Source organism: Pseudoduganella lurida (assembly GCF_007830455.1).
GTDB lineage: Bacteria > Pseudomonadota > Gammaproteobacteria > Burkholderiales > Burkholderiaceae_D > Rugamonas > Rugamonas lurida.
In genome coordinates, this window is the sequence record NZ_VLLB01000003.1 from 260862 (window position 1) to 281775 (window position 20914).

22 protein-coding genes are annotated in these 20914 nt (G+C 67.8%); 11 read left to right on the plus strand and 11 right to left on the minus strand.

Going from position 1 to position 20914, the window contains the following annotated elements:
- The first annotated feature begins 22 nt into the window (after positions 1-22).
- The 3 genes from IP91_RS10615 (at position 23) to IP91_RS10625 (ending at position 3818) form a co-directional block, all read left to right on the plus strand.
- On the plus strand, positions 23-721 hold the full coding sequence (locus IP91_RS10615; RefSeq protein WP_229474245.1) for a FecR family protein: 699 nt from the start codon (positions 23-25) through the stop codon (positions 719-721).
- 108 nt (positions 722-829) lie between these two features.
- Entirely contained in the window at positions 830-3055 is a 2226-nt protein-coding gene (locus IP91_RS10620) for a heavy metal translocating P-type ATPase (protein WP_307724414.1), read from the plus strand.
- Positions 3056-3086: 31 nt separating this feature from the next.
- Complete coding sequence (locus tag IP91_RS10625; protein ID WP_145648947.1) at positions 3087-3818, plus strand: glutathione S-transferase; 732 nt, start codon at positions 3087-3089, stop codon at positions 3816-3818.
- 150 nt (positions 3819-3968) lie between these two features.
- Here the strand turns inward: IP91_RS10625 and IP91_RS10630 are convergent, their stop codons facing one another.
- From IP91_RS10630 to IP91_RS10655, 6 genes are all read right to left on the minus strand, one after another.
- Complete coding sequence (locus IP91_RS10630; RefSeq protein WP_145648948.1) at positions 3969-4181, minus strand: heavy-metal-associated domain-containing protein; 213 nt, start codon at positions 4179-4181, stop codon at positions 3969-3971.
- 55 nt (positions 4182-4236) lie between these two features.
- On the minus strand, positions 4237-4998 hold the full coding sequence (locus IP91_RS10635) for a LytR/AlgR family response regulator transcription factor (RefSeq protein ID WP_145648949.1): 762 nt from the start codon (positions 4996-4998) through the stop codon (positions 4237-4239).
- A complete protein-coding gene (locus IP91_RS10640; RefSeq protein ID WP_145648950.1) occupies positions 4998-6077 on the minus strand; it encodes a sensor histidine kinase in 1080 nt (359 codons plus the stop codon). The genes IP91_RS10635 and IP91_RS10640 overlap by 1 nt, the downstream gene beginning before the upstream one ends.
- A gap of 155 nt (positions 6078-6232) precedes the next feature.
- Positions 6233-8101, minus strand: coding sequence for a PhoH family protein (locus IP91_RS10645; RefSeq protein WP_145648951.1), 1869 nt, complete (start codon positions 8099-8101; stop codon positions 6233-6235).
- A gap of 323 nt (positions 8102-8424) precedes the next feature.
- A complete protein-coding gene (locus tag IP91_RS10650) occupies positions 8425-8898 on the minus strand; it encodes a peroxiredoxin (protein WP_259772457.1) in 474 nt (157 codons plus the stop codon).
- 159 nt (positions 8899-9057) lie between these two features.
- Positions 9058-9432 carry an Mth938-like domain-containing protein gene (locus tag IP91_RS10655; RefSeq protein WP_145648952.1) on the minus strand — a complete coding sequence of 125 codons (375 nt, stop codon included), beginning with the start codon at positions 9430-9432 and terminating at the stop codon, positions 9058-9060.
- A gap of 199 nt (positions 9433-9631) precedes the next feature.
- Between IP91_RS10655 and IP91_RS10660 the strand changes: the two genes are divergently transcribed.
- Both IP91_RS10660 and IP91_RS10665 read left to right on the plus strand, forming a co-directional pair.
- Entirely contained in the window at positions 9632-10861 is a 1230-nt protein-coding gene (locus tag IP91_RS10660; RefSeq protein WP_145648953.1) for a pyridoxal phosphate-dependent aminotransferase, read from the plus strand.
- Between the two features lie 64 nt (positions 10862-10925).
- Entirely contained in the window at positions 10926-12248 is a 1323-nt protein-coding gene (locus IP91_RS10665) for a homoserine dehydrogenase (protein WP_145648954.1), read from the plus strand.
- A gap of 131 nt (positions 12249-12379) precedes the next feature.
- On the opposite strand, the gene IP91_RS10670 is transcribed toward IP91_RS10665, so the two are convergent.
- A complete protein-coding gene (locus IP91_RS10670; protein ID WP_145648955.1) occupies positions 12380-13186 on the minus strand; it encodes an AraC family transcriptional regulator in 807 nt (268 codons plus the stop codon).
- An 85-nt stretch (positions 13187-13271) separates the two neighbouring features.
- On the opposite strand from IP91_RS10670, the gene IP91_RS10675 reads away from it, so the two are divergent.
- Together IP91_RS10675 and IP91_RS10680 are read left to right on the plus strand one after the other, a co-directional pair.
- Positions 13272-13526 carry a hypothetical protein gene (locus tag IP91_RS10675; protein ID WP_145648956.1) on the plus strand — a complete coding sequence of 85 codons (255 nt, stop codon included), beginning with the start codon at positions 13272-13274 and terminating at the stop codon, positions 13524-13526.
- Positions 13523-14140: an MSMEG_1061 family FMN-dependent PPOX-type flavoprotein gene (locus IP91_RS10680; RefSeq protein WP_145648957.1), complete on the plus strand. Its 618-nt coding sequence runs from the start codon at positions 13523-13525 to the stop codon at positions 14138-14140. The genes IP91_RS10675 and IP91_RS10680 overlap by 4 nt, the downstream gene beginning before the upstream one ends.
- Before the next feature lie 302 nt (positions 14141-14442).
- Here the strand turns inward: IP91_RS10680 and IP91_RS10685 are convergent, their stop codons facing one another.
- From IP91_RS10685 to IP91_RS10700, 4 genes are all read right to left on the minus strand, one after another.
- Entirely contained in the window at positions 14443-14760 is a 318-nt protein-coding gene (locus IP91_RS10685) for a BON domain-containing protein (protein ID WP_145648958.1), read from the minus strand.
- A gap of 223 nt (positions 14761-14983) precedes the next feature.
- On the minus strand, positions 14984-16360 hold the full coding sequence (locus IP91_RS10690) for a sigma 54-interacting transcriptional regulator (protein ID WP_145648959.1): 1377 nt from the start codon (positions 16358-16360) through the stop codon (positions 14984-14986).
- Positions 16360-17016, minus strand: a complete 657-nt coding sequence (locus tag IP91_RS10695; RefSeq protein ID WP_199754571.1) for a hypothetical protein — start codon at positions 17014-17016, stop codon at positions 16360-16362. Before IP91_RS10695 ends, IP91_RS10690 begins: the two co-directional genes overlap by 1 nt.
- Positions 17006-18424 carry a HAMP domain-containing sensor histidine kinase gene (locus IP91_RS10700; RefSeq protein WP_145648960.1) on the minus strand — a complete coding sequence of 473 codons (1419 nt, stop codon included), beginning with the start codon at positions 18422-18424 and terminating at the stop codon, positions 17006-17008. Before IP91_RS10700 ends, IP91_RS10695 begins: the two co-directional genes overlap by 11 nt.
- A gap of 447 nt (positions 18425-18871) precedes the next feature.
- Here IP91_RS10700 and IP91_RS10705 point away from each other — a divergent pair, with 447 nt between their 5' ends.
- From IP91_RS10705 to IP91_RS10720, 4 genes are read left to right on the plus strand one after another with little or no spacing between them, the layout of a single operon-like run.
- Positions 18872-19609 (plus strand): beta-ketoacyl synthase chain length factor, encoded by a 738-nt coding sequence (locus IP91_RS10705; protein ID WP_145648961.1) that lies wholly within the window; start codon positions 18872-18874, stop codon positions 19607-19609.
- Positions 19606-20394 (plus strand): lysophospholipid acyltransferase family protein, encoded by a 789-nt coding sequence (locus IP91_RS10710; RefSeq protein ID WP_229474247.1) that lies wholly within the window; start codon positions 19606-19608, stop codon positions 20392-20394. Before IP91_RS10705 ends, IP91_RS10710 begins: the two co-directional genes overlap by 4 nt.
- A complete protein-coding gene (locus IP91_RS10715) occupies positions 20376-20630 on the plus strand; it encodes a phosphopantetheine-binding protein (protein WP_145648963.1) in 255 nt (84 codons plus the stop codon). The genes IP91_RS10710 and IP91_RS10715 overlap by 19 nt, the downstream gene beginning before the upstream one ends.
- 10 nt (positions 20631-20640) lie before the next feature.
- The gene (locus IP91_RS10720) at positions 20641-20910 is read left to right on the plus strand and encodes an acyl carrier protein (protein ID WP_229474249.1); all 270 of its coding nucleotides are present in this window, start codon (positions 20641-20643) and stop codon (positions 20908-20910) included.
- Positions 20911-20914 lie beyond the last annotated feature (4 nt).

A 20914-nucleotide genomic window follows, 5' to 3' on the forward strand; every position in this document is an offset into this window, starting at 1 on the left:
GCTCTGCATGGCATTGCTGTGCATGGCTGCCAGTACCGGGGCCGCGCCGGTGGCCGGCGTGGTGGTGCAACTGAGCGGCCCGCTGCTGGCGAAAAGGGCCGGCGGCGCGATCAGGATCCTGGCACTCAAGTCCGAGGTGGAAAACGGCGACACGCTGGTCACCGAGAAGAACACCTACGCGATGGTGAAGTTCATCGACAACAGCGAAATCACGCTGCGGCCCGCCTCCACCTTCACGATCGAGAACTTCAGTTTCGACACGGGCCGCCAGGAAGGCGACCAGGCCAGGTTCAACCTCGTCAAGGGCGGGCTGCGTTCGATCACGGGCCTGCTGGGCCGGCGCAGCAAGGAAAAATTCGAACTGAAGACGCCGGCCGCCACGATCGGCATCCGCGGCACCACCTTCATCGCCGAGTATGTCGCCGTGCCGTCCGGCGCCGCACCGCCGGCACCACCGCCATCCGGGGGCGCGGACACGCGTCCCACGGGCCTGTACGTGCAGGTGCTGGACGGGATGATCGTCGTCGCCAATGGAAGCGGCAGGGCCGATGTCACGGCCGGCCAGTTCGGTCATGTACCGGCGCCGACCCGGCCGCCGGTGCTCGTGCCGGGCGATCCCGGCATGCGGTTCAGCCCGCCGCCCGCGTTCGATGCCGGCACGGGCGCCGCTTCGGCCGGCGCGGCGGCGCCATCGACCATCGTCGACTGCGAGGTGCGCTAGCCGAGGGGAACTGGCCAAGGAACGCTCACCGAACGGCACGCGCCAAGCGAGCCCGCCGCCATCGTGGGATACTGCTGCCTGCCTTTCACCACGGCGCAGGAGCAATCGTTGAACACCACCCCCCAATTCCACGCCATCCGCGTCGGCGGCATGAGCTGCGCCTCGTGCGTGGGCCGCGTCCAGAAGGCGCTGGCCGCGGTGCCGGGCGTGCGCGATGCCACCGTCAACCTGGCCACCGAGACGGCGCGCGTCGAGGCCGAGGCGCCGCTGGCGCTGGAGACGCTGCTGGCCGCCGTCGGCAAGGCGGGCTATGACGCCAGGCCGGCGGGCGCCGCCATGCCGGACGATGCGCCGCCGGCCACCGCCGCGGCGATCGTGCGCGGCTGGCTCCATGGCAGCAATGACGGCCGCGCCGTGCTGCTGGCGGCGCTGCTGTCCGTGCCGCTGGCCGTGCCGATGCTGCTGCAGCCGCTCGGCCTGCACTGGATGCCGTCACCCTGGCTGCAGCTGCTGCTGGCAACGCCGGTGCAGCTCCTGTTCGGCGCGCGCTTCTACCGCGCCGGCTGGCATGCGCTGCGCGCCGGCGCCGGCAATATGGACCTGCTGGTGGCGCTCGGCACCAGCGCTGCCTACGGCCTGTCCGTGTACCAGCTGCTGGCCGGCGGCGCGCACCTGTACTTCGAAGCGTCGGCCGTGGTCATCACGCTCGTCCTGCTGGGCAAATGGCTGGAGGCGCGCGCCAAGCGGCAGGCCACGTCCGCCATCCGCGCGCTGCAGTCGCTGCGGCCGGCGTCGGCCCGGATCCGCCGGGCCGATGGCGACGTGGACGTGCCGGTGGCCGCCGTGCTGCCGGGCGACCTCGTGGTGGTGCGGCCCGGCGAACGCTTTGCCGTCGATGGCGAAATCGCCGAGGGCAGCAGCCACGTCGACGAGGCGCTCATCACGGGCGAAAGCCTGCCCGTGCCGCGCGGCCCCGGCGAGCGCGTGACGGGCGGCGCCATCAACGGCGAAGGCGTGCTGCTGGTGCGCACCACGGCCACCGGCGCCGAAACGACGCTGGAGCGCATCATCCGCCTCGTCGAGGATGCCCAGGCGGCGCGGGCACCCGTGCAGCACCTGGTGGACCGCATCAGCGCCGTGTTCGTGCCGGTCGTGCTGGTGCTGGCCGCGCTCACGCTGGCCGGCTGGTGGTTTGCCAGCGGCGACCTGGAACGCGCCACCATCAATGCCGTCGCCGTGCTGGTGATCTCCTGCCCGTGCGCGCTGGGCCTGGCCACGCCGGCCGCCATCATGGCGGGAACGGGAGTGGCGGCCCGCCACGGCATCCTGATCAAGGACGCGGCCGCGCTGGAGACGGCGCACGGCCTCACGGCGGTGGTGTTCGACAAGACGGGCACGCTGACGCAGGGCCGTCCGGTCCTGGCCGCGCTGCGCGCCCACGGGATCGACGAGGACACGCTGCTGGCGCTGGCCGCCGCCCTGCAGCGCGGCAGCGAACACGCACTGGCCCGCGCCGTGCTCGCGGCAGCGCACGAACGGGGCATTGCAGTGCCCGCGGCACAGGCCATCACGGCACTGCCGGGGCGTGGCCTGTCGGCCCGTGCCGATGGCCGCGACCTGGTGCTGGGCACCGCGCGGCTGATGGCAGAACGGAGTATCGCGCTGGGAGGGCTAGCCGCGCAGGCGGACTTGCTGGAACAGGCCGGCCACACGGTGTCGCTGCTGGCCGATGCCGGCACGCGCACGCCGCTGGGGCTCCTGGCCTTCGCCGATCCGCCGAAAGCCACGGCCCGCGCGGCCGTCGCGCGGCTGCATGACCAGGGCATCCGCACCGCGATGCTCACCGGCGACAATGCCGGCAGCGCACAAATTGTGGCCAAGGCGACTGGCATCGACACGGTGGCGGCCAGCCTGCTGCCGGCCGACAAGTCGGCGTATATCGCCCAGCTGAAAAGCGGCGGCCTGCGCGTGGCGATGGTGGGCGACGGCATCAACGACGCGCCGGCGCTGGCCGCGGCCGACGTGGGCATCGCGATGGCCACCGGCACGGACGTGGCGATGCAGGCGGCCGGCATCACGCTGATGCGGGGCGATCCGGCGCTGGTGGCCGATGCCATCGACATTTCGCGCCGCACGTTCGCGAAGATCCGCCAGAACCTGTTCTGGGCCTTCGTCTACAACCTGGCCGGCATTCCGCTGGCGGCCATGGGGCTGCTGAGTCCCGTGGTGGCGGGCGGCGCGATGGCGCTGTCCTCGGTGAGCGTGCTGGCCAATGCGCTGCTGCTGCGGCGCTGGCGGCCGAGCGTGGCGCCGGCACCGCGCGGGGCGGACTAGAATCCCCCTTCCGAAACGAAGGAGCACGACGATGGCGCAAGGTACCGACCCCTACATCCTGTACTACTGGCCCACCATCCAGGGCCGCGGCGAATTCGTGCGGCTGGCGCTGGAGGAGGCCGGCGTGCCGTACCAGGACGTGGCGCGGCTGAAGAGCGGCATGCCGCAGCTGGAGGCGGCGCTGGACTTCGACGAGGAAGCGCTGGCCGCGTTCGCCCCGCCGGTGCTGCGGGCCGGCGACCTGTTGATCGGCCAGACCACCAACATCCTGCAGTTCCTCGGCGCCCGCCACGGCCTGGCGCCGCGCAGCGAAAAGGGCCGCCTGTGGTGCAACCAGCTGCAGCTGACCATTGCCGACATCGTGGCGGAGGCGCACGACACGCACCATCCGATCTCGGTGGGCAGCTACTACGAAGACCAGAAGAAGGAAGCGAAGGCGCGCGCCAGGGACTTCCGCGCCACGCGCATCCCGAAATTCCTGGGCTACTTCGAGAATGTGCTGAAGCACAATGGGGCGCGCGGCAGCTTTGCCGTCGGCTCGCGGCTGACCTACGTCGACCTGTCGCTGTTCCAGCTGGTGGAAGGGCTGCGCTACGCGTTCCCGAACACGATGACGGCGCTCGAGCCGCAATGGCCGCACCTGGTGGCACTGGCCGATGCGGTGCGCGAGCGGCCGAACATCGCCGCCTACCTGCAGTCGAAGCGGCGCATCGCCTTCAACGAGGACGGCATCTTCCGCCGTTATCCGGAGCTGGACAAGTAGGAGCTCGACAAGCAGGCGCTCGACAAGTAGGAGCTCGACAAGCAGGCGCTCGACAAGTAGGAGCTCGACAAGCAGGCGCTCGACAAGTACGAGCTCGAAAAGTGGGGCTCGAAAAACAAGCGCTTGCTAAACAAGCGCTGGACACAGGGATCAGCGCGCCGTGCCGCTCGCCGCGATGACGGGATAGCCGGCATCGGCGATGGCGGTGCGGACGGCGTCCAGCGCGGCGACGGAGTCCACCCTGACGTGCTGCGTGGCGAGGTCCACCTCGACTTTTGCTGCGCCGTCGACCGCCTGCACGGCCTGCGTGACCGCCGCGACGCAATGGCCGCAGCTCATGTTCTCTACCTGTAGTTCGTACATCCCGGATTCTCCTCTGGCCAAAGCCGATACTGTACGCCTTTCGCCGCGAGCGCGTTCAGCCGGCGTGCAGGGCGGCCTTCAGCGGTGCCAGGTAGCGCTCGCTGACGGGCACCACGGCACCACCCCGCAGCGTCAGGCGCCAGCTGCCATCGCCGCTGCTGGCCAGCGTGGCGATCTCGCCGCGCCGCACGATCGCGCCGCGGTGCACGCGCAGGAAGGCGGCCGGATCGAGCAGCGCTTCCAGCCGGTTCAGCGTGATCCGGTGCAGCACGGTGCGTCCGGCCAGGTGCAGCTCCACGTAGTTGCCGGCCGATTCGATCCACAGGATGTCGGCGACGGCAACGCGGTCGATGCGGCCCACCGAGCGCACATGCAGGTGCTGCGGCAGCCGGTCGGCATCCGGGTCGGTGTAGTCGCGCAGTGCGGCGCCGTACGCTTCCCGCTGCCGCCGCGCCAGCAGCGCCGCGGCGCGCTCCACGGCCTGTGCCAGGCGCGCATCGTCGACGGGTTTCAGCAGGTAGTCCAGCGCATGCACTTCGAAGGCGTCGACCGCATGCACGCTGAACGCCGTCACGAAGACGATCAATGGCGGCGCCTGCAGGCGGGCCAGCTCGCGCGCCAGCACCAGGCCTGATTCGCCGGGCATCCGGATATCGAGGAAGACCACGTCGATGTCGCTGTCCGCCAGCGCCGTGCGGGCACCGGCGGCGCTGTCGCATTCGGCCACCAGCTGCCAGTCGGGATGGTCGGCCAGCGCCAGGCGCAGGTTGGTGCGGCCCGGCTCCTCGTCGTCGACGATCAGGTAGCGCACCGGCATCAGGCCTCCGCCAGCGGCAGCCGCACTTCGGCCACGAAGTCGCGGCCATGGATGCCGGTGCGCAGCGAGGCGGCCGGATGCATGCGCCGCAGCCGGTCACGCGTGTTGGCCAGCCCGAGGCCGGCGCCGGGATTCGGCGAGGCCAGCGCGGGGACCGGATTGGCGACCGTGACGAGCATGTGCCCATCTTCGCGGCTGAAATGCAGGCGGATGTCGCCGGGACCGTCGTGGCAGTCCAGGTCGTGGCGCAGCGCGTTCTCGATCAGCGGCTGCAGAGACAGGGGCGGGCAGTCGATGCCGTGCAGGCTGTCGTCCGCGCCCGTGATGCGCACCTGCAGGCGCGCGCCGTAGCGCAGGCGCTGCAGGTCCAGGTAGTCGCGCACGAACTGCAGCTCGTCGGCCAGCGTGGCCGTCTGGCTGGAGCTGGCCGCCAGCGCATAGCGCAGCAGGGCGCTCAGGCGGCCGATGCCGCCGAGGGCCACGCGGGTGTCGCCGGCCCGCACCAGTGCACTGATGGCGTTCAGCGCGTTGAACAGGAAGTGCGGTTCGAGCTGGGCGCGCAGGGCCAGCATGCGCTGTTCCTCCAGCGCGAGGCGCAGGTTCGCCATGTCCGTCTGCGAGCGCTGCACGGCCAGCTCGCGCTCCCTGGCCTGGCGCCAGTAGTGGACCGCCAGCAGCGCGGCAAACGTGCCGGTGGTGGTGAACCAGCCGACCAGCAGCATCTTCATCAGCAGGCGGCGCAGGTCGGCCAGGCTGGCGATGTCCAGGTAGCCGCGCAGCCAGGCGATCCACAGCCACTGGGCCGGCTGGAACAGCAGCACCAGGCCCACGAACAGCAGCACCACGTTGCGCGGCCGGGCCACCAGCACGGGCCAGCGGGGCAGGGCCAGCGTGAGGATCACGCTCAGCACGATCAGGGGCAGCGCGTATTCGAGGAACCAGTTGGCCAGCAGGGGCAGGTAGTGGCTGTCGACGCCCACGCGCAGGTTGTCGCTGTAGGTCTGCAGCGCGCCGAGGGCGCTGATGGCGGACCAGGCGAGGAGGATGGTGGCGAGGGATCGGAGGTGCCGGCTTGTCATTGGCGGGGAGTATAGCAGCGGGGGATTTGGGCGGAGGTGGGTGCTCGTCACGGGGATGGGGTGGCTGGTCACTGCATGGGCCTCGATTCGGGGCGCGGATGTAAAAAGCCCCGCCGGCTTGCGCGGGCGGGGCTGGCAGAAGCGGGTGGCTGCGCTTACAGCACGTCGCTTGCGTGGTCTGCCAGGCGCGAGCGTTCGCCGCGCGCCAGCGTCACGTGGCCGCTGTGCGACCAGCCCTTGAAGCGGTCGACCACGTAGGTCAGGCCGCTCGAGCCTTCCGTCAGGTACGGCGTATCGATCTGCGCGATATTGCCCAGGCAGAGGATCTTCGTGCCGGGACCGGCGCGCGTGACCAGCGTCTTCATCTGCTTCGGCGTCAGGTTCTGCGCCTCGTCGATGATCAGGAACTTGTTGACGAACGTGCGGCCGCGCATGAAGTTGAGCGACTTGATCTTGATGCGCGAACGGATCAGGTCCTGCGTGGCCGCGCGGCCCCATTCGCCGGCGTCGTTGTCGGACTTGTTCAGCACTTCCAGGTTGTCGTCGAAGGCGCCCATCCACGGCCCCATCTTCTCTTCCTCGGTCCCCGGCAGGAAGCCGATGTCCTCGCCCACCGGCACCGTCACGCGCGTGACGATGATCTCGTTGTACAGCTTCGTCTCCAGCACCTGGGCCAGGCCCGAGGCCAGCGCCAGCAGCGTCTTGCCGGTACCGGCCTGGCCCAGCAGCGTGACGAAATCGCATTCCGGATCCATCAGCAGGTTCAGCGCGAAGTTCTGCTCGCGGTTGCGCGCCGTGACGCCCCACACATTGTTCTTGTTGTGCGAGAAGTCGCGCAGCACGCGCAGCACCGCCGTCTTGCCATTGAGCTGCTTCACCTGGCCGTAGAACGACGCTTCGCCGTTGTTCGGCTCCAGGTACACGAACTGGTTCACCAGCAGCGACGGCACGAACGGGCCCGTCACGCGGTAGTACGTGGTGCTCTGGCCGTTCTTGTTCTCGGACCAGCTCTCCATGTCCTTGCCGTGCTTGTTCCAGAAGTCGTCCGGCAGCTGCACGATGCCCGAGTACAGCAGGTCCGTGTCTTCCAGCACGTGGTCGTTGAAGTAGTCCTCGGCCGGCAGGCCCAGGGCGCGCGCCTTGATGCGCATGTTGATGTCCTTCGACACCAGCACGACGGCGCGGCCTTCCTGTTCGCCTTCCAGCGAGCGGACGACGGCCAGGATCTGGTTGTCCGCCTTGCCCTGCGGGAGGCCTTCCGGCAGGTCGGCGATCTGCAGCTTCGTCTGGAAGAACAGGCGACCCTTGGCGTCCTTGTTGCCCAGCTTGGACAGCAGGATGCCTTCCTCGATCGCGTCGTCGTCCGTGTTGGCCACCAGCGCGTCGAGCGTGCGCGAGACCTGGCGGGCATTGCGCGCCACTTCCGACATGCCCTTCTTGTGGTTGTCCAGCTCTTCCAGCGTCATCATCGGCAGGTAGACATCGTGTTCCTCGAAGCGGAACAGCGAGGTCGGGTCGTGCATCAGCACGTTCGTGTCGAGCACGAACAGCTTGGTGACGCCCGCTTCGTCGGCATGGCGGCTGGTGGACGACTTGTTCACTTCGCCCATCTTGTGCTTTGGCTGCTGCGGTGCCTCGGCCTTGATCGGCGTGACCTTGCCGCGCGGGGCTTTTGCCTCGACCGGTGCGGCTGCAGGAGCGGCCGGTGCCGGATAAGTGACTGGCTTGGACGCAGGCTTGGCGGCGGCCACTTCCGCAACCGGCGGCACGCTTGCCACGGCGCCCTTGCGTGCCGTCTTCTTCGCGGCAGGCGCGGTGGCTTCGGCCATGATGGGGGCAGCGGCGGGAGAAGCGGCGGGAGCCAGCGCGGGCTCGGACACCGCAGCGGCTTTCGCGCCGCGCGCGGTCTTTTTCGGCGCCGCGGCGGTTTCAGGGAAAGGCACCGGGTTGGCACCGCTCGCTTGCGGATAATCCTTGGCCAGCAGCAGCGTGGCCGGCTTGGTAGGCAGTTTTGGCAATGGCATCGGAATCTCGTCTAAATAAAGGTCCCCCACGGCGCGCAGCGGCCATGGTGACAGGGTCTGTGGGAATGGTTGGATGCCGGATGAACAAGGCTACGGGCAGGGTTCTGCCGCGGTAGCGGAACTACTGTGAGGAGAGGGAAATGCTGTTGACTCAAAGTGGTTGACTCAAGCTGCGGACGTTACATCCGCTCGATCTGCTGACTCGGACCGCATGCCCCGAACGGCGGGGAACACGCGGCAGATCCGGTCCGAACGAGCGCTGGCCGCTTGTGGCCCGCTTGTGGCGCGCTTGCGGCCCCCGGCATTCCGGCGGGCTCGAAAGCTCATTCATTGCCGCGGCGCGCTACAAATTCCAGCACTTCATCGACGTGACCGGGCACTTTCACGCCACGCCATTCTTTCACCAATCGGCCTTGGGCGTCAATGACAAACGTGCTGCGCTCCACGCCACGCACTTCCTTGCCATACATTTTCTTCATCTTCATGACATTGAAGGCCTGGCACACCGCTTCGTCCGGATCGGAGATCAGTTCGAACGGCAGGTCCAGCTTGGCCTTGAAGCCTTCGTGCGAGCGCAGCGAATCGCGGCTGATGCCATATACCTCGGCGCCGGCGGCGGTGAAGCGGTCATGCAGGTCGCGGAAGGCCAGGCTTTCGGTGGTGCAGCCGGGCGTATTGTCCTTCGGGTAGAAGTACAGCACCGTGGTGGTGGCCGGGCGCCCCGACAGCGTGAAGGTTTGGCCGCTCGTCATGGCGGCGGAAAAATCGGGCAGGGGGGTGTTGGGACTGTCGGCCACGGATGCTCCTGATGGGTACGGATGACGCTCGCGCGGCGATCGGCAAGCGGTCGGTCATATGAAGTTGGCAAGAGAAGTTGGCAAGATACTGTCGCGATATGGAGGCGGCTTGCACCATATCAAGACCAGGGCTGCCTGTTTGCGCCGCTATTTTTTTGACTACTTCTCGATGATCAGCGCCAGCAGCACCTTGCGCCCTTCTCCCATCAGGATGTTGTAGGTGCGGCAGGCCGCATTCGTGTCCATGCATTCCACGCCGATGCGGCGCGACGTCAGCGGCGCGCTCAGGCGCGGGTGGATGAAGCGCTGGCGCTCGCCCGTGCCGAGGATGACGACATCCGGCGTCTCGGCCAGCAGCGTCTCGAAATGTTCGACGGTCAGGTCCTCGAAACGGTCCACGGGCCATGGCCGCGGCGGCGTTTCGGGCAGCACTAGCAGGCTGTGGTCGAACGGCTGGGCATTGATCTCGACGCCGCCCTGGGAATAACCCGTGACGGTCTGGTACTGGTTGGTATTGGTGGAATGCAGCTTCATGGAAGGCGCTTTAACTGGTCGCTAACAAGAGCCTATTGTAACGTTCTTGCATGCAAAGCGCCCCGGCAGGTTGCCTAAACGTTCTTTATTCGGCAGAATGGGTTTTTTTCGCAATGCAGCATGGCATTGCCCGGCGCAGTGCGATCCCTGCGCAGCAACGCATGCCGGCTGCTGCGTGCATCACGTTCCGGGGATGATTTTGCGACCGATTCAGAAATCGAACAAGCTGGCAGAAGTCTGCTACGAAATCCGTGGTCCGGTGCCCGAAAAGGCGCGCCAGATGGAAGAAGAAGGCCACAAGATCACGAAGCTCAATATCGGCAACCTGGCCGTCTTCGGCTTCGATCCGCCGGACGAGATCGTGCAGGACATGAAGATCCAGCTGCCGAACGCGGCCGGCTACACGGATTCCAAAGGCATGTTCGCGCCGCGCAAGGCGGTGGTGCACTACACGCAGAGCAAGAACGTCGCCGGCGTGACGATCGACGACGTCTACCTGGGCAACGGCGCCTCCGAACTCATCGTGATGTCGATGAACGCGCTGCTGAACAATGGCGACGAAGTGCTGGTGCCGGCGCCCGACTATCCGCTGTGGACCGCCGCCGTGAGCCTGTCGGGCGGGCGCCCCGTGCACTATATCTGCGACGAAGCGCAGGACTGGTATCCGGATATCGAGGACATGCGCCGCAAGATCACGCCGAACACGCGCGCGATCGTCGTCATCAACCCGAACAACCCCACCGGCGCGCTGTACCCGGACGAGGTGCTGCTGCAGATCATCGAGCTGGCGCGCCAGCACCAGCTGATCATCTACGCCGACGAAATCTACGACAAGGTGCTGTATGACGGCGCCACCCACACCTCGCTCGCCTCCCTGTGCGAGGACGTGCTGTGCGTGACCTTCAACGGCCTGTCGAAGAACTACCGCGCCTGCGGCTACCGGGCCGGCTGGATGGTCGTCTCGGGCGAGAAGCGGCATGCGAAGGACTACATCGAAGGCCTGAACATGCTGGCCTCGATGCGCCTGTGCGCCAATGCGCCCGGCCAGTTTGCGATCCAGACTGCGCTCGGCGGCTACCAGAGCATCGGCGACCTGGTGGGCCCCGGCGGACGCCTGCTCAAGCAGCGCGATCTCGCCTACCAACTGCTGACCGATATCCCCGGCATCAGCGTCGTCAAACCGCGGGCGGCACTCTACATGTTCCCCCGCCTCGATCCGAAGATCTACCCGATCGCGGATGACCAGCAGTTCGCCTACGACCTGCTGGCTGAAACCAAGGTCCTGATCGTCCAGGGCACGGGCTTCAACTGGATCGCGCCGGATCACTTCCGCGTCGTGTTCCTGCCCAATACGGACGACATGACGGATGCCTTCGGACGGATCGCACGCTTCCTCGAAGGCTACCGTCGCAAGCACGGCCACGGCTGACCCGATCAACCGGCGCGGCGGCGCAGCGTCCGCCCGCGCCAGCACTGAACAAAGAAGCACGACAATGAATTCGATCAAAGTAGGATTGCTCGGCGTGGGCAACGTCGGCGGCGGCACCTTCGACGTCCTGAAACGCAACCAGGAAGAGATCCGGCGCCGCGCCGGCCGCGGCATCGAGATCGTCGCCGTCTCGGCGCGCAACCTGGAACGCGCGAAGACGCGCATCAACGGCGAGGTGGCCGTCGTGGCCGACCCGTTCGACATCGTCAACGACCCGTCCATCGACATCGTGGTGGAGCTGATCGGCGGCTACGACACGGCGCGCGAGCTGGTGCTGCAGGCCATCGCCAACGGCAAGCACGTGGTCACCGCCAACAAGGCGCTGCTGGCCGTGCACGGCAACGAGATCTTCAAGGCGGCCCAGGAAAAGGGCGTGATGGTGGCGTTCGAGGCGGCCGTCGCCGGCGGCATCCCCATCATCAAGGCGCTGCGCGAAGGTCTGACGGCCAACCGCGTGGAATGGCTGGCGGGGATCATCAACGGCACCACCAACTTCATCCTGTCCGAGATGCGTGACAAGGGCCTGGACTTCGACACGGTGCTGAAGGAAGCGCAGCGCCTCGGCTACGCGGAAGCCGATCCCACCTTCGACATCGAAGGCGTGGATGCCGCGCACAAGGCCACGATTTTGTCCGCCATCGCATTCGGCATTCCGGTGCAGTTCGCGAAAGCGCACGTGGAAGGCATCACGAAGCTCGAAGCGGTGGACATCCGCTACGCCGAGCAGCTGGGCTACCGCATCAAGCTGCTGGGCATCGCCAAGCGCGCGAAGGTGGAAGGCGTGGAAGGCATCGAGCTGCGCGTGCACCCCACGCTGATCCCGGCCAAGCGCCTGATCGCCAACGTGGAAGGCGCGATGAACGCCGTGCTGGTACAGGGCGACGCGATCGGCGCCACGCTCTACTACGGCAAGGGGGCCGGCGCCGAGCCGACCGCCTCCGCCGTCATTGCCGACCTGGTCGACATCACGCGCCTGGCCACGGCCGATCCGGAACACCGCGTGCCGCACCTGGCGTTCCAGCCGGACGAACTGGCCGACATCGCCATCCTGCCGATGGCCGACGTGGTGACGAGCTACTACCTGCGCATGCGCGTGGCCGACCAGCCGGGCGTGCTGGCCGACCTGACGCGCATCCTGGCCGATGGCGGGATCTCCATCGACGCGATGCTGCAGAAGGAGCCGGCCGAAGGCGAAGTGCAGGCCGATATCATCATCCTCACGCACAAGGCCCAGGAGCGCAAGGTGCTGGCGGCGATCGCCCGCATGGAGGGCCTGCCCACGGTGCTGGGCGCGGTCACCAAGATCCGGCTGGAGAACCTGGCCTGAGCGATTCGGGTGCATGCTTCAAGGAAGACGGCTGCGGCCGTCTTTTTTTTTGCCCGCCGCGGACGGGAACGATGCTGTCCGGCATGGATTGGACCCGTCGGCGGTTTTTGCCAGCGATGGCGGCAGCCGTTTCAAGCAGCGCCCACCAGCCGTTCTCGATAAATGCCGGGCGTCACGCCGAACGCCTCCCTGAACACGCCGATGAACGCGCTGGCCGTCGCATACCCCAGGTCCAGCGCGATGGTGCCGACCGGCTGGCCCGCTGCCAGCATCTCCAGCGACCGCATCAGCCGCGCACGCTGGCGCCAGGCGGTAAAGGTAAATCCCGTCTCCGACACGAAGCGCCGGCTCACCGTGCGCGCACTGACCGCGCCCCAGGCCGCCCACGCCTCCAGGTCGCGCGCCTGGGCCGGGTCTTCCACCAGCGCCCGCGCGATGCGCAGCAGGCGGGCGTCGCGCGGCATCGGCAGGCCCAGGGGTTCCGGTGGCAAAGTGCGGATTTCATCGAGGATCACCTGGGCAATGCGCTCGTGTGGGGGGATGAGCGGCACGTGCCGCTGCGGCGTCCAGTGCGCGGCGCGCAGCACGGCCTCGCGCAGCAGGCCGGAGGTGCGGATGGTGCAGGCCGCGGCGGGCAGGTCCGCGCACAGGTCCTCCGCCACGTACGCGCTCCAGCCTTCGAACGGCCCGTGCGACGCGGCCCAGTGCCGGTGATGCGGCGGCAGCCACACCGCGTGGATCGACGGAACCACCCACACGGCTTCCTCCACGCCGACCGTCAGCAGGCCGCGCGCGGAGCCGAACAGCTGGCCGCGCCCATGCGCATGCGGGCTCGAGACACGGCGCGTGTCGCCGCGGCCGATGCCCACGATGAGTGCCGGCGCACCGGGCCAGTCGACGAGGCCCGGGTCTGCATCCAGGGGATTGGTTGGCGTCATTGTGCTATCGGATGGCGCGGCTGCTCTACAGCCGCCAGAAATCCCGATGCTACAGTGGGTTCATCACCACCACAAGGAGCACAGCATGAGAGCCGAAGAAGTCCTTCCCGACGCGGCGGACAGCGTCGTCCGCGACGGTGTCACCGTGCGCAAGGGTACCGTGGGTGCGTTCCTGGCCAATGCCCTGGCATGGGGGGCACCGCAGCTGGATGCGGCGGGGCGCGCCGCCATCGAACGCGATCTGGCCGACAGCCTTCCGGCATTGCGGGCATTGCGGTTCTTCGAGGTGCTGGAGATCCGCGACCCCGCGTTGCGTGCCTTCGTGGCGGCCTGCCAATGACGCCCCCCGACGCGAATGCCCCGGATCTCGACCAGCTGTATGCCCAGCCGGCACCGATGATCCGGCAGGCGCTGCGCGACCACCTCGTCGATGTCCACGAGGCGTGCCTGCGGCAGGCCACCTTCTTCTGCCTGGCCACGGCCAGCGCGGACGGCCTCGACGTGTCGCCCCGCGGTGGCGCGCCCGGCTTCGTGCACGTGCTCGATGCGCACACGCTGGCCTTCGCGGACTGGCCCGGCAACAACCGCATCGAATCGATGCGCAACCTGCAGGCCGACACGCGGGTCGGCATGCTGTTCCTGTTCCCCGGCTATGACGCCTTCCTGCGCATCAACGGCAACGCCAGCGTCAGCGTCGATGCGGCGCTGCTGGACCGGCTCACGGAAGGGGGACGCAGGCCGAAGGCGGCCACCACCGTCGCCGTGAACGAGGTGCTGTTCCATTGCGGGAAAGCGGCGCATCGCGCCAAGCTGTGGGAGGCGGCCGGCCAGGTGCCGGCGGGTGCCTTGCCGTCGGTGGGCAAGGTGATTGCGCGGCTGGCCGATACGGGCGGCGTCAGCCCCGAGCAGCTCGACGCGCACTATGCGCATGCGGTGAAACACGATCTGTATTGAAGGACCGCCTGAGGAAGTGGCAGAGAAAGGAATTGGCAGAGAAAGGAATTGGCAGCGCAGGAAGCGGCCGCGCAAAAAAAAAGCGGGTGGCACTTGCGTGCCACCCGTAGAAGGGGAGGTACTACTCTCAGATGCTACTTTGCTGCCGTTACTACACTACTCTGCTCCGAAGAGCGGAATCCGGGTGGCCCAGGTCCGTGGCCGAGGAGGGGGAGAGGCCTCGGGCCGGGGCCGAAAATTGGCAGCCCGGGGCAAGGGGTAGAGCCCCGGGACTGGAATGGCCCCGTGCAAGGGGCCGGAAATTACTTCGAAGCGACCGTCAGTTCGCTCTTGACTTCCTTCACGCCTTCGACAGCGGAAGCGGCCTGGATGGCCTTGGTGCCGTCATCGGTGCTGGCCACGGTGCCAGTCAGCGTCACCACACCTTGTGCAGCGGAGACGCCGATGGCCTTCTGGTCGGCCAGTGCTGCCTTCACTTTCGAGGTCAGCGCGGAGTCACCCGATGCTGCTGCCGCACCGGCCATCGCGGCGTCCTGCTGGGGTTCGGCAGCGTAAGCGGCGGAGCCCAGGGACAGGGAAGCGGCGGCCAGCAGGGAAGCGATCAGTTTGGTGTTCGTCATGGTGGTAATCTCCATCGTAGTTAAAAAAACGCCGTGTGACGTTGTCCTCTCTATTGCAAGCACCGTGCCAGGTATTAAAAGCTTAACAATATCAAGGACTTGGAGATACGGGCAAGATTAAAGTTCTGCCAAGAAACTAAAAGCGGGGGGATTTCGGCCGCTTTTGTCGCCTGAGAGCGACAGTCTGCGGCCGGGTTAAGCCAAGTGACTGATTCGATGGAGATTATTCCTGTCGCTCGTCGGCGACAGGGTTGCCATCCCGAAAATCCGCCGCCGTCAGGTCGTACTTCGACAGCAGGCGGTAGAACTCGGTCCGGTTGCGTTCGGCCAGCCGTGCGGCATCCGAGACATTGCCGTCCGTGAGCTTGAGCAGCTGTACCAGGTAGTTGCGCTCGAAGCGTGTCTTGGCCTCCGTGTAGCTCAGCACTTCAAGGGTCGGCACGCGCAGGGCGCGCTGCACCAGCGTCAGCGGCACCAGCGGCGCCGTGGCCAGCGCGCACACGTGTTCGATCGCGTTGTACAGCTGGCGCACATTGCCGGGCCAGGAAGAGCGCGTCAGGGCCTCCAGCGCATCGGGAGCGAAACCGTGCACGGTCTTCTGGTACTTCGCCGCCAGCATCTGCAGGAAGCGGGTGGCCAGCAGGCTGATGTCCTCGCGGCGCTGCGCCAGCGGCGGCAGTGTCAATGTAATGACATTGAGGCGGTAGTACAGGTCTTCGCGGAACTGGCCTTCCGCCATCGCCGCATCCAGGTCGCGGTGCGTGGCCGACAGCACGCGCACATCCACCGGCCGGCCCGTGTCGGACCCGAGCTGGCGCACCACGCGTTCCTGCAGCACGCGCAGCAGCTTCACCTGCAGCAGCAGCGGCATGTCGCCGATCTCGTCGAGGAACAGCGTGCCGCCGTCGGCCGCCTGCACCAGGCCTTCGCGGCTGGTCACGGCGCCCGTGTAGGCGCCCTTCACATGGCCGAACAGTTCCGATTCCAGCAGGTGTTCGGGAATCGCACCGCAGTTCACCGCGATGAACGGGGCACTGGCGCGCCGGCTGGCACGGTGGATGGCGCGCGCCAGCAGTTCCTTGCCGGTGCCGCTCTCGCCGCGGATCAGCACACTCGCATCGGAGGCGGCCACCAGGCGCGCCTCGGCCAGCAGCTCGGCCATCGCCTGGCTGCGGCTGATGATCTCGGCGCGCCAGCCGTCGTCGCCGTCGGCCGGCGTGGCGGCCGGCGCCGTCAGGGCCAGCGCCTGGGCGATGCGGTCCAGGAGGATCTTCGCGTCGAACGGCTTGGTCAGGTAGGCGTACGCGCCCAGCGTGGTCGCCTCCACCGCATCGGGGATGGTGCCGTGCGCCGTCAGCAGGATCACCGGCAGGGCCGGGTACTGGCTGCGGATCTCCTGGAACAGCGCCATGCCGTCCTTGTCGGGCAGGCGGATATCGCTGATGACGAGGGCCGGCAGTTCGATCGACAGCCGGGCCAGCGCCGCCTCGGCGCTGCCGACGGCCGTGATCCGGTAGCCATTGGCGGACAGCCGCATCGACAGGAGGCGCAGCAGGTCGTCGTCGTCGTCGACCAGCAGCAGGTGGGCACCGTTCGCCATCAGCGTGCTCCCGTCGCGGTAGTGGATCCGGCCGGTGCCGATGCGGCGCCGGAACTCGCGGCCGGTGCGCTGGCCGGCCGTACCGGCAGGCCCCGTTCGATGGCCTTCAACGCTTCCACCGTGTCGGTCAGCTGCTCGGTCCTGCGCTGGCCGTCCTTCACCTGCATGGCCAGCCGGTCGGCCGTGTCGGTCAGGCGCCGCGCCTCGGCGCAGTGGCTGGACAGCAGCTGCGCGAACGCGCGCAGGCCCTGCACCTGCGGGTCATTGGCGTTGGCCACGCCGTCGAACAGCGTCTGGGCGCGTGCCAGGTCGCCGCCGCCCCGCACCAGGGTCAGCGTCATCCCCATCTGCAGCGCCACCTTCGGCGTGCGCTGCTGCTGCAGCAGGCCGGACAGCTCCTTGAGCAGCTCGCCCTGCGTCATGCGGCGCAGCGACTGGTGATAGGTCAGGAGTGGCGCCACCTCGTCCGGCATCGCTACCGGCGCCACGGGAATCGGCGTGGGCTTGACGGCCGGCGGGGCCGGGTAGTGGGCCAGCACGCTGGTCTGCGTGGTGCAGGCCGTGGCCAGCAGCAGCGGTGCCAGAAGAAGGCGCCGCGGCAAGGCGCGGCCGCAGGTGGCGCCGCGCCAGTCCGTTTTCCGTTGTTCAGTTTTCATAAGGCAGTTCGATACGGAAGTGGGCCCCCGGGGAGGAGGGCAGGAGTTGCAGGGTGCCGCCGTGCGCGCTGACGTATTCGCGCACGATGGACAGGCCGATGCCGTTGCCGCGCCGGGCGCCGGCGGGCTGGCGTTCGCCCTGGTAGAACGGTTCGAAGACGCGCTGCACATCGCCCGGCGCCACGCCCGGGCCCTGGTCGATGCAGTCCAGCCGCAGCACGCCGCCGGCCGCGCCGACGATGAAGCGCACCGTGCCGCCCTCGGGCGAGAAGCGCACGGCATTCGACAGCAGGTTGCTGGCCACGACGGCCAGCTTGGCGGCATCCACGTCGACCGGTGCGGCGCCGCCCTCGATCATCACGTGCAGGCTGCGTGCCTGCCATTGCAGGCGCTGCGTCTCGACCACGCGCTCCAGCAGCGCCACCATGTCGGCCGGATGACGCTGCAGGTGCTGGGCATCGAAGCTGGCCGCATTGTAGCGCAGCAGGTCCTCGATCTGGTTCTGCAGCGAGGCCGTGTTCTGGCGCAGGATGCCGGTGATCTCGCGCTGCTTCGGTGCCAGCGCGCCGGCCACCTCGTCCTCCAGCAGCGCCACGCCTTCCACCAGCGCGGCCAGCGGCGTCTTCAGCTCGTGCGAGATATGGCGCAGGAAGCGCGCCTTGTCCGCCTCCAGGTCCGCCAGGCGCTGGCGCAGCCAGTCCAGCTGGCGGCCCATGCGGCGCAGGTCGTCGGGGCCGGCCACGGCGATCGGCACGTCGTAGCGGTTGCCGCCCAGCGCGCCGATCGCGCTTTCGATCTGCCGCAGCGGGCGCGCCAGCCACAGGCCGAACGCGATGGCCAGCAGGGCCGCCAGTGCGATCGACAGGGCCAGCTGGCTGCGCAGGCTGGTGCGGCGCTGTTCCAGTTCGTCCGTGATGGCCGTGTTGCGGCGCTCCACTTCCTCCTTCACCCGGTGCGCCAGCTCGTCGTTAATCGCCGGCAGCTGTGCCAGCGCGGTATCGAGGCGCAGGCGGCGCGCCCCCTGCCGGTCGGCCGGCATGTCGAGCGCCTCGCGCGCCGCCTCGCCATTGCGGCGCCAGTCGGCCAGCGCGGCCGGTTCCGCGCCGGGCAGCGCCGCGCCGATCGCGGACAGCGCGTTGAGCGCATCGCGCCAGGCCTCGCCGAAGCGGTCCAGGAACGCCGGATCGTCCAGCACGAGGAACTGGCGCGCGCTGCGTTCCATCGCCACGCTCCGTTCGGCCAGGCGCTGGGCATTGGCGGTCAGTGCCAGCGCGGCGTTGCCCGATTCGCGGCTGTTCTGGGCCAGCCGGTCGAGCGTCAGCAGCGCATGCACGGAGGTGGCGCTGAGGAGCGCGGCGATCACCAGGAAGGCGAGCAGGGAGAGCAGGCGAAACGATAGCTTGGGCATGGCGGGCCGCGATGTTTAAGCGTTAATGTTAACCGGGGAATAATAGAGGATTTCGCGCCGTGAATGTTGGCTGGTTTTGCAGTGGGGCAGAAAAGCCGGCACGTGCCGGCAATTCAATTCCCCGCCAAACTCTTTTGATTCCGTGTAGCAGGCGGAATAACATTGTGACATTTGGTGAGATTTCCCATGTCACCGTCCGCACTGGGCAACTGATATGAAAAAATTCACACTTTGTGACATTTGGCGGATTTTCACGCCCGGGGCTGCCATTAAACTCGCGCCTCTTCCGGAAACGAGCTGAAAAATACAACGTTAAGGGCTTGGCCTGGGGAAATTTTTTGAACTTTAAGGATGCGCTCGCTATAATCGGCGCTTGCACTTATCACTAAAACGAGCGTCGCGGCGCCACATTAGCTGGCGAACGATCCGGCGTCGGGGAATCCAATCATGTACAGGGCAGGGATCCGCTTTTCCATCGTCGGCCATGCTGCCTGGGCGCCTGGACTGAGTACCCCGGCCGCGTGGCAGGACTGGGCGGCCGCGCCGTCGGCCATCCCTTCCGAAGGCGAGCCTGGCGTGCGCGCCATGCCGCCGATGCTGCGCCGCCGCCTGGGCCAGCTGGGCAAGATGGCGCTGGAAGTGGCGTACCAGGCCCTCGGCGACCGTGCGCAGGTTCCCACCGTGTTCTGTTCCCGCCATGGCGAAACGGCGCGCGCCATCGCGCTGCTGGACGACCTGGCGGGGGGCCAGCCGCTATCGCCCACGGCGTTCGGCATGTCGGTCCACAACGCCAATGCGGGGCTGTTCTCGATCGCGCGCCACGACCGCGCCAACCATATCGCCCTGGCGGCCGGCACGGCCACGCTGGAGCATGCGGTGATCGAGGCCTGCGGCCTGCTGGCGGACGGCGAACCGCTGGTGCTGCTGGTGGCCAGCGACTGCCCGCTGCCTGACGTGTTCGTGCCGTTCGCCGACCGCGCCGAGCAGCCGCATGCGTTTGCCTGGCTGCTGGGCCCGGCCGGTGGTGCGGGCGAAGCGCTGGCACTGGACTGGGCCAGCGTGGCGGAAGAAGAACCGTCCGGCGGCCTGCCCGGCACGCTGGAGGTGCTGCGCTTCCATGCGGCCGGTGCGCCGGTGCTGGAGCGGATCGCGGCGCGGCGCCGCTGGCGCTGGAGCCGGGCGTGACGGCAGCCGTTGCGCTGGCGGGCCGTTACTGGCGCGTCGGCGCGACCGGCTTCTCGTTCGCGCTGTTCGGCATCGGCGGCCTGCTGCTGCGGGTGCTCGTGTTCCCGCTGCTGCACCTGCTGGTGTGGCGCCGGGAGCGGCGCGTGGCGCTGGCGCGGGAGATCATCCGCCTGGTGTTCCGCACGTATGTGGAAGTGATGCGCGCGCTGGGGGTGCTGCGCTATGAAACGGCGGGACTGGACAAGCTGGAACGGGGCGGCCTGCTGATCCTGGCGAACCACCCGACCCTGATCGACACGGTGTTCCTGATGGCGTTCGTGCGCAATGCGGACTGCATCGTCAAGGGCGCGCTGTGGAACAACCCGTTTACGCGGGGACCGGTGCGGGCCGCGGGCTACATCAGCAACAGCGAAGGGGGCGAGGGCCTGGTCGGCGACTGCATCGCCTCGCTCGAGCGGGGCAACAACCTGATCGTGTTCCCGGAAGGGACGCGCACGCCGGCCAGCGGTGTCATCACGCTGAAACGGGGCGCCGCCAATATCGCCGTGCGCGGCGCGCGCGACATCACGCCGGTGGTGATCCGCTGCGAGCCGGTCACGCTGGGCAAGGGCGAGAAATGGTGGCACGTGCCGCCGCGCCGGGTGCGCTTCACGCTGGCCGTGGGCGACGACCTGCCGGTGGCGCCGTTCATTGCCGATGCGAGCGACGTGATCGCGGCGCGCCGGCTGACGCAATTTTTGGAACAATACTTTACAGGGCAGGCATCATGCTGGAACAGGAAGTGAAGGAACTGATCATCGACGTGCTCCAGCTGGAGGACATCGCCCCGGACGACATCGACACGGACGCACCGCTGTTCGTCGATGGCCTGGGGCTCGATTCGATCGACGCGCTCGAGCTGGGCGTGGCCCTGCAGAAGAAGTACGGCATCTCGCTGTCGGCCGATTCGGAAGACACGCGCCGCCATTTCGCCTCGGTGCGGGCCCTGGCCGCGATGATCGAGACCAACCGCAAGCAATGAGGAGTACACGATGATCGACCTGACCACGATGAGCGAGACCGAGCTGCAGGCCTGGGTGATCGGCCTCCTGGCCGACATGTTCGAGCTGGATGCGGCCACGCTCACGCCGCAATCGAACCTGTACCAGGACCTGGACATCGACAGCATCGATGCCGTCGACCTGGCCGTGAAGCTGAAGCAGCTGACCGGCAAGCGCCTCGCCCCGGAAGTGTTCAAGACCATCCGCACCATCGGCGACGTGGTCGATGCGCTGTCCGGCATGACGGAGCCGGCGGCCTGATTCG